Annotated in this window: 6 protein-coding genes and 1 other RNA gene; 1 reads left to right on the plus strand and 6 read right to left on the minus strand. The window is 61.1% G+C overall.

The features are described 5' to 3' along the window. Positions 1-50: 50 nt before the first annotated feature. The 3 genes from recR to dnaX all read right to left on the minus strand — a co-directional run bounded on the left by recR (position 51) and on the right by dnaX (position 3,329). Complete coding sequence (gene recR / locus ACK6BI_RS10495) at positions 51-653, minus strand: recombination mediator RecR (protein ID WP_065259715.1); 603 nt, start codon at positions 651-653, stop codon at positions 51-53. 194 nt (positions 654-847) lie between these two features. Next, positions 848-1,186: a YbaB/EbfC family nucleoid-associated protein gene (locus ACK6BI_RS10500; protein WP_007951650.1), complete on the minus strand. Its 339-nt coding sequence runs from the start codon at positions 1,184-1,186 to the stop codon at positions 848-850. A gap of 67 nt (positions 1,187-1,253) precedes the next feature. After that, positions 1,254-3,329 (minus strand): DNA polymerase III subunit gamma/tau, encoded by a 2,076-nt coding sequence (gene dnaX / locus ACK6BI_RS10505; RefSeq protein WP_409317023.1) that lies wholly within the window; start codon positions 3,327-3,329, stop codon positions 1,254-1,256. 145 nt (positions 3,330-3,474) lie between these two features. Here dnaX and ACK6BI_RS10510 point away from each other — a divergent pair, with 145 nt between their 5' ends. Beyond that, complete coding sequence (locus ACK6BI_RS10510) at positions 3,475-4,224, plus strand: substrate-binding periplasmic protein (RefSeq protein ID WP_409317024.1); 750 nt, start codon at positions 3,475-3,477, stop codon at positions 4,222-4,224. A 21-nt stretch (positions 4,225-4,245) separates the two neighbouring features. Here ACK6BI_RS10510 and ACK6BI_RS10515 read toward each other — a convergent pair whose 3' ends face one another. The 3 genes from ACK6BI_RS10515 to ACK6BI_RS10525 form a co-directional block, all read right to left on the minus strand. Further along, positions 4,246-6,201, minus strand: a complete 1,956-nt coding sequence (locus tag ACK6BI_RS10515; RefSeq protein WP_409317025.1) for a hypothetical protein — start codon at positions 6,199-6,201, stop codon at positions 4,246-4,248. 245 nt (positions 6,202-6,446) lie between these two features. Beyond that, positions 6,447-6,543, minus strand: an RNA gene (ffs, locus tag ACK6BI_RS10520) — signal recognition particle sRNA small type. A gap of 111 nt (positions 6,544-6,654) precedes the next feature. Continuing rightward, positions 6,655-7,821, minus strand: coding sequence for a putative zinc-binding metallopeptidase (locus ACK6BI_RS10525; protein ID WP_409317026.1), 1,167 nt, complete (start codon positions 7,819-7,821; stop codon positions 6,655-6,657). Positions 7,822-8,046: the final 225 nt, after the last annotated feature.

The raw sequence follows: 8,046 nt of genomic DNA on the forward strand, positions 1-8,046 counted from the left end.
TCGCCGAACTTAACCGAGCGCTTGCTTGGTTTTCAACCAGATTGTGAGGTTCAGAGAGAAATCGGCTTGCGCCCGGCAAACGAGTGGGCCAGTGTGCCGCCGTCCACCAGTTCCAGCTCGCCGCCCAACGGCACGCCATGAGCGATACGCGAGGCGATCAGCCCCTTGTTGTTGAGCAATTGCGCGATGTAGTGCGCCGTCGCTTCCCCTTCCACGGTCGGGTTGGTAGCGAGGATGACTTCGGTGAAGGTGCCCGCCTCTTCGATCCGCGCCATCAGTTGCGGAATGCCGATGGCCTCCGGCCCGAGCCCGTCCAGCGGTGACAGATGGCCCTTGAGCACGAAGTAACGACCGCGGAACCCGGTCTGCTCGACCGCGTAGACATCCATCGGCCCTTCCACCACGCACAGTAACGTGTCGTCACGGCGCGGGTCGGCGCATTGCGGGCACAGATCGTCCTCGGTCAACGTGCGGCACTGACGGCAGTGTCCGACCCCTTCCATGGCCTGTCCCAATGCCTGGGCCAGACGCGTGCCGCCACTGCGGTCACGTTCGAGCAACTGCAACGCCATGCGCTGGGCGGTTTTCTGACCCACACCTGGCAAAACTCGCAGGGCGTCGATCAGTTGGCGAATCAAAGGGCTGAAGCTCATGGGGAAAAGTCCGACAAAACAACGAGACGCGGTTTATACCCGCGCCTCCGGATAGCGTCAATGTCCGGTCCGAGGTACCCGCCACATCACAGGATCCGGGCCCGCTGGTGATACGGTAAGGACTTGATTGCGAAACCAAAAATGCCAGGCGCGATGCCTGGCATTTTTTCACTCGTGCGCCGTGGGTAGACGAATCAGAACGGCAGTTTCATACCGGCCGGCAGGTTCATGCCGGCGGTCATGCTGCCCATTTTCGCCTGGCTGTTGGCTTCGATCTGACGCACGGCGGCGTTGACTGCAGCAGCCACCAGATCCTCGACCACTTCACGGTCGTCTTCGTCCAGACCCGGCAGCACGCTCGGATCGATGCTGACTTTCTTGACGTCGTGACGACCGGTCATCACCACGGTGACCAGATCGCCGCCGGCCTTGCCGGTGACTTCTGCGTTGGCCAGCTCTTCCTGCATCTTGGCCATTTTTTCCTGCATCTGCTGCGCCTGCTTCATCAGGCCGGCCATGCCACCTTTCATCATGGTAATCACCTCAAAAGTACTTGGATCAATACAGCGCCCGGCGACTTGCCCCGAACGCCTTCAGTTATTAGCCCTGACTGGCCAGGGCGTCGACAGGTTCAATAGTATCGTGTCGCACGACCGCGCCGAACTCCTTCACCATCTGCTGGATGAATGGATCGCCGTGGATCGACTCCTCCGCCTCGCGCTGACGGTTGGCACGGCGCCGGGAGGCGGCCTGGGCCGGGGTTTCCTGCTCGGGCTTGATCAGCTCCATGCTCAGGTTCAGCGTGCGGCCGTGATACTGGTTCAAGGCATCGTTCAGACGACGTTGCTGGGTAGCGTTGAACAAGGCGCTGTGGGCCGGGTCCAGGTGCATCAGCCAGTTGTCGCCATCGACCGCGATCAGCGTGCAGTTGGCGGCGATGCTGCCGGTCATGCCGGAAATCGGCAGTTTCGGGAACAGTTCCAGCCATTGCAGGGCCAGACCGGTGGCCGGCGCAGCGGCAGGTTCCGGCTCGGGCTCCGGCGCCGGATCGACGGCGTGTTCGCTGGCCAGATCGTCAAGATAGCTGTAGGCAGAATCCATGTCCGGCTCGATGTAATCTTCATCAAGCGGCGGTTCGTCATCCATGTCCATGCCTGGTGTAGCGGCATCGACATCGGCCACCGACGGCTCGGGAATCGGCGCAGCGACCCACTCCGGGGCGTCAGGCACGACACTGTCCGGGGTCGGCAGCGGCATCGGCGGTAGATCCGGTTGCTCGGCGGTGGTCTCCAGTACCGGCTCGACGGCCGGCTGCTGCACGGTCGCCGGCACTACCGGGTCGTTCCACGGCAGGTCGACGACTGCTTCTTCGACTGCCACCGGTTCCGGCTCCGGTTCATGAACGGCTTCAGGCACGATCACCGGGACAACCGGCGCAGGCTCGGGAGCTGGCGCAACCACAGGAGCCGGCGCAACAGCCGCAGCCTCTACCGGCGCAGGCTTCGGCACGGCAGCCACTGCGCTTGCGGAATCAACTGTGGCCTGGCTGATCCCCACTGGCTTTAGTGATTGCCTCGGGGCATCTGCCGTGTCCGCCGGCCGGAAGGCCAGCATCCGCAGCAGCACCATTTCGAAACCGCCTCGCGGATCCGGCGCCAGCGGCAGGTCGCGGCGGCCGATCAGGCCCATCTGGTAGTAGAACTGCACGTCTTCGGCCGGCAAGGCCTGCGCCAGCGCCAGCACCCGGTCACGGTCGCCATGGCCGTTGTCGACGCCTTCCGGCAACGCCTGAGCGATGGCGACGCGGTGCAGCACATTGAGCATTTCCGAGAGCACGCCGTTCCAGTCCGGGCCCTGTTCGGCCAGGTGACGCACGGCTTCGAGCAACGCCTTGGCGTCGCCTTCGATCAGCGCGTGCAGCACGTCATAGACCTGGCCGTGATCCAGCGTGCCGAGCATCGCTCGCACGTCGGCAGCCAGCACCTTGCCTTCCCCGAAGGCAATGGCCTGGTCGGTGAGGCTCATGGCGTCACGCATCGAACCGTCCGCCGCGCGGCCAAGCAGCCACAGGGCGTCGTCTTCGAACGGCACGTTTTCGGCACCGAGGACGTGGGTCAGGTGCTCGACCACACGCTCAGGTGTCATGTTCTTCAGGGAGAACTGCAGGCATCGCGACAAAATCGTTGCCGGAAGCTTCTGCGGGTCGGTGGTCGCCAGGATGAACTTGACGTAGGGCGGCGGCTCTTCAAGGGTTTTCAGCAGCGCATTGAAGGAATGGCTGGAAAGCATGTGCACTTCGTCGATCAGGTAGACCTTGAAGCGCCCGCGGCTCGGGGCGTATTGCACGTTGTCGAGCAGCTCGCGGGTGTCCTCGACCTTGGTCCGGCTCGCGGCGTCGATCTCGATCAGGTCGACGAAACGGCCTTCATCGATCTCTCGGCACACCGAACACTCGCCACACGGGCTGGAAGTGATACCTGTCTCACAGTTCAGACATTTGGCGATGATCCGCGCAATCGTGGTCTTGCCGACGCCCCGCGTACCGGTGAACAGGTAGGCGTGGTGCAGGCGCTGGCTGTCCAAGGCATTGATCAGAGCCTTGAGCACATGGGTCTGGCCGACCATTTCGCGGAACGAGCGCGGACGCCATTTACGTGCAAGAACCTGATAACTCATCGAAAACCGTCGCGGCAAAGGAAGCAGAAGCGGCTAATGCTAGCGGAGCAAGGGCAAAATTGCATCCGGTGCGCTGTTCTATTCTGGCTAAGCTGCATGGGCGGAGGCTTTTATCGGTTCGGGATCGGGAAATACCGGAGCGTGTATGCGGTGGGCCGTGGGGGCAATACTGGGAGTCAGCCTGAATGTGGTGGCCGCGCAGCCACCGCTGCGCTTCGCCATGGCCGACAGTTGGGCGATGCCGCTGGCGCAATACGAAAGCGGCCGCCCGACCCAGGGCATTCTTTACGACATGATGCTCAGCCTCGCGACCCGGGTCGGCGTGCCGGCGGAGTTTCACGTCCTGCCCCGCACCCGGGTGCAGAACGCCATGGAGCATGGTGAAGTCGATGTGCGCTGTTATGCCGCGCAATCCTGGCTGCCGAATCAGTCCGGCGATTACATCTGGAGTGTTCCGTTGCTGTTCCAGCGCGATCTGTTGATCAGCCGTCAGGACCAGCCAGCCGACGCCGACCCGGCCCTGCTGCCCCGCCAGCCGATCGGCACCGTGCGCGGCTACAGTTACCCTACCCTGCAACCCCTCTTCGATGCCGACCATTTACGACGTGAGGATGCACGCAATCAGGAACAGGTGCTGGAAAAGCTGCTGGCCGGTCGATACCGCTACGCGGTGAGCAATCAATGGACACTGGACTGGTTCAACCAGCGCCTGCTGCCGGGGCAGCAACTGCAAGGGGTGGCGGTGTTGCAGGAGCATCGCGTCGGCTGTTACGTGCGCAACGATCCGCAAGTGCCGGTGCAACAAATATTGAGAACCCTGTTGCAAATGAAAATGTCGGGAGAGATTGATGACATTATCCGGTTGTATACGGGAGGTTCGGGGGACACCCCTTGACCGGCGAACGGCAACGAATGATCAGTGCCCCGCCGCATCTCGAAACTTCTGATATTCGTGATATTCGACCCAGTCGACCACATCGTACGGCACGTACAGCTTCAACCGGGCACGGGAAATGGCGATGTAGACGGCGCAGATCCGCTGATCGAATTCGTAGGCATCCTTGAATTTCTCGTTGGTCAGCAGTCCCGGGGTCAACAGCACCTTGTCGAACTCCATTCCCCCCGCCTCTTCCGCGAGCATCAGCATGCACCCGTTGCCGGTGTTGTCGATCATTCGGTTCAAGCGTGTCAGGTCGGCAATCATGAAGCCATTTTCCAGCCTCGCCTTGACCTGCAGAAACGACTCATCGAACCGGTTGGCGTCGCACACGGCTTGCCAGTCGGGCAGGTCGCTGAAATACGGATGCACGCCGTTTTCGCTGAATTCGGAGCGATAGAAGTCCGGTCTGAACAGTTCGATGGCCGTGGCCATGAAATGCTTCAGGTCATCCTGGGATGGCTTGTCCGGGAATCTGAACGTGCAGTTGGCATCGTGCAGATGGATGGCCCAGATCATGGTGTCCCACGGCGATGCCGTCAGCACCACGCAGCCCTCGGGCGGTACAAAACCCTCCGGGTATTCCTTGATGACGACGTCGGCATCACTGCCACCTTCGAATGGAATCTTGCCTTTCTGCGAGTGCCGGGCGATCAATGGGTTGACCAGCCGTTCGACGTTGCGACCCGAGCGCACGGAATAGCTGATATCGCTCTGGCGAACCTCACGCTGCCGTTTGACCAGCACGCCGCTGGCCTGCTGATATTCGTCGCCAAGCGTGATCAGCACCTGGCGGCCGCGTTCGATGATCTGCAGCAGCGACCCGGGAATATCCTGACTCTCGTCGATCAGCACATGCGTATACCGCGCCGGCACCGCGCAGCCGGCAATACAGGCCCGCTTGATCATCAATAGCGCTTCGAACCCGGTCTGGCTGCCCCACGCCGGATTGAGCTCAAGGTAGCCCCACACACGGCTCGAATACTCCAGCAACACCTGAGCGTCCACGCTGGAGAGCGGCTGGTTGAAATGCGGCAGATGTTTAGCGGAGAAGGTGTGATCGCGAAAACGGCAATAACGCTCGATCACCTTGAGGCAGAGATCAAGGGTCGCCTGCCCGTCGTGGTGGCGAAAACCATAGATGTTCAGTTCCTGCGCCAGCGCCTGACGGCTCGGCATTCGAGTTCCTTCCGCCTGCGGCCTGCGACCGAGCAACAGCGAACGAACAAAGGCCAGGAAGGTCTGGCCGGCCTTTTTCTCGCCTGCTCCACCCATGCGCTGACGAAGGATTTCAAGTTTCGCCGGGGTGCGTGCCAGCAACAGGGTCTTTTCCGGGCGCAGATGCTCAAGCAGGGCCACCAGCAAATGGCTCTTGCCGACGCCTGCATAGCCTTGAACGTGCAAGTCTTCGTCCAGGTTGGCGCGGAAGGTCCTGACCAGTTTGTCCTGTGCCGGACTCAGCCAACGCTCACGGTGCCTGGGCGTCACTAACGGCTGACTGAACGGATCATGGCGGCGATGGTGGCGGATTTTGTATTCAAAATCCCATTGGCCGTCAGGTAACAAGTAATCGCGTGCAGACACTTCCTGGGCAAGTAGTAAACGCAGATTCAATGATCTGAGGACCTTCAGGCCGAAATACAGTTTGCGCTGATCGAACAATCGCTGCGCTTCCGACAGCAGGCCGGCAGTCGTTGACTCACGGGCCTCGACGGCCCACGCCAGGAGTCTGGCCAGAATCTTCTCTGCCGCAAGGGCACCGAAATCCTGCTCTTTCGTTTGCACCAGATTCTGGATGACCAGCACAGCCGCCAGTTCTGGATCGGTCAGGGCTTCGAGGGCTTTGGCGCCACTCGCCTGCAACAGGTTCGCGCAGGTTTCATCCGTAACGGGCAAGAACACGGGGCTGGATAAATCGGAATGTTCCGGGAGCATAAAACCTCGCGACCTGGGCGCAGACCCGACAAGGTCCATCCGGGCCAGACTCTGCATTCATTTCGGTTAAGGCGAGTATGCGGGATTACAGGGGACATGATGACCCCGTGTCGCCCCCTTCGCGAGCAGGCTAGCTCCGACACGGCGTGTTGCATTGAACGCCAAATCGCAGACATAAAAAAACCGCAGTGGGCAAAACCCATGCAGTTCGCTGTTGATTCGTTCGATGTTCGTCAAGGTGGCAACCCTACCAGCCACACCCCGGCACACAATGTCACCGCTGCGGCTGCTCCCTTCCAGGCCTGACCGGGTTCACGGCTGATCGTTGCGGGGGGACCGATAGGGTCACCATAACGACACTCACCTGTCGGCGAGCCGCGCCATTGTACCTATCTGCGACGAAGTTACAACCGCTGGTTGCAGATTAAAAATATGAGGGGACTCAAGTACTTGCTATTGCGCCTGCAACACCTCGTCGGCGCGGCCGCCCGCCTGCTGGATCACCAGATGAATGAAGTGCAGCCTGGCGATCGCCGCCGGCGGCAGGACGAAGGGATAGAAATCCGGCTGGCCCATGCTGCGCGACAGCTCGTTGAGCATGCCGGCCAGTTCGATCCATGCGTTGACGAACGACAGGAATGCCGCTGCGCCGGGATGTTCGGGGTCATACAGCGTGCTAGACGGAAACGGCTGGTAATCGAGGTCCATCTCCCGGGTATTCATGCCGAAACCCAGGGCCGTGTCCACCGCATCCATCATGTGCAGGTAATGCGCCCAGGTTTCCGCCCAGTCTTCCCACGGGTGCATGGTGGCGTAGGCACTGACGTAATGCTGCGACCAGTCCGCCGGCGCGCCCTGTTGATAATGCCGCTCCAGCGCTTCGGCATAACTGGCGCGCTCGTCGCCGAACAGGTTGCGGAACGCACCCAGCCATGGGCCGTTGGCGATAAACCGATCCCAATAATAATGCCCGACCTCATGGCGAAAATGCCCGAGCAATGTGCGATAGGGTTCGTGCATCTGCGCCCGCACCTGCTCACGGTGGGCGTCGTCGGCTTCTGCAATGTCGAGGGTGATCAATCCATTGGAGTGGCCGGTCATCGGCGCGTTGCCCTGCAGATCGACGCCGATGAAGTCGAACGCCAGACCGGTGTCTTCGTCGACGGTTTTCGGGATGACCGGCAAGCCAAGGTTGATCAGTTGCGCCACCAGTCGCCGCTTGGCGATTTCCACCTTGCGCCAGCGTTCGGGGTTCTCAGGGACGGACAGGTCGGGAATGGTGCGATTCAAATTGCAGGCAACACACAGGGTGTCGTGATCGTTGGCGGGCAGCAGCCAGTTGCAGGCCGCCGGGGTATCGAGGTTGGCGCAACGCCGAAACAGACCGGCCCCGGGATCGACGTCCAGCGTCCAGGTGCCCACGAACGGTCCCGGTTGCAGCGGCGTCAGCCGACTGTGTTCGGGTTGATAACCCAGCGCTGCGTTGCAGGCCAGGCACTGGCTGTTGCGAAAGAACAGCGACTGACCGCAGCGGCACGGCCAGATCTTGCTGTTGCGCGAGGATTCAGCCATGAACGGCGCGACGAGGCGTGAACTCAACTGCTCGAAAAAGCGGTACATGGCGATCTCTCCCCGGGGCTTGCCAAGACTAGATCATTCACGAGACAACATCGTTCCATGCGGCAATACCCGCTCCGGATAATGCCGCGTTGTGGCGATGGAGAGTGTATCCCCCCCACTACGGAAAAACCTTTCATCAACACGAAACACATCCACCCACATCACCTCCAACATCCACACCGTCGGCTCTCTTGACTGTCAAAAACCACCCATACACCACCACCT

The sequence above is a fragment of the Pseudomonas sp. KCJK9016 genome, assembly GCF_046231795.1.
In the GTDB taxonomy this organism is placed as follows: Bacteria; Pseudomonadota; Gammaproteobacteria; order Pseudomonadales; family Pseudomonadaceae; genus Aquipseudomonas; species Aquipseudomonas bananamidigenes.

Excerpts from the sequence above, each read along its gene's own strand:
- recR (WP_065259715.1), bottom strand. The coding sequence starts at position 653 with ATGAGCTTCAGCCCTTTGATTCGCCAACTGATCGACGCCCTGCGAGTT.
- ACK6BI_RS10500 (WP_007951650.1), bottom strand. The coding sequence starts at position 1,186 with ATGATGAAAGGTGGCATGGCCGGCCTGATGAAGCAGGCGCAGCAGATG.
- dnaX (WP_409317023.1), bottom strand. The coding sequence starts at position 3,329 with ATGAGTTATCAGGTTCTTGCACGTAAATGGCGTCCGCGCTCGTTCCGC.
- ACK6BI_RS10510 (WP_409317024.1), top strand. The coding sequence starts at position 3,475 with ATGCGGTGGGCCGTGGGGGCAATACTGGGAGTCAGCCTGAATGTGGTG.
- ACK6BI_RS10515 (WP_409317025.1), bottom strand. The coding sequence starts at position 6,201 with ATGCTCCCGGAACATTCCGATTTATCCAGCCCCGTGTTCTTGCCCGTT.
- ACK6BI_RS10525 (WP_409317026.1), bottom strand. The coding sequence starts at position 7,821 with ATGTACCGCTTTTTCGAGCAGTTGAGTTCACGCCTCGTCGCGCCGTTC.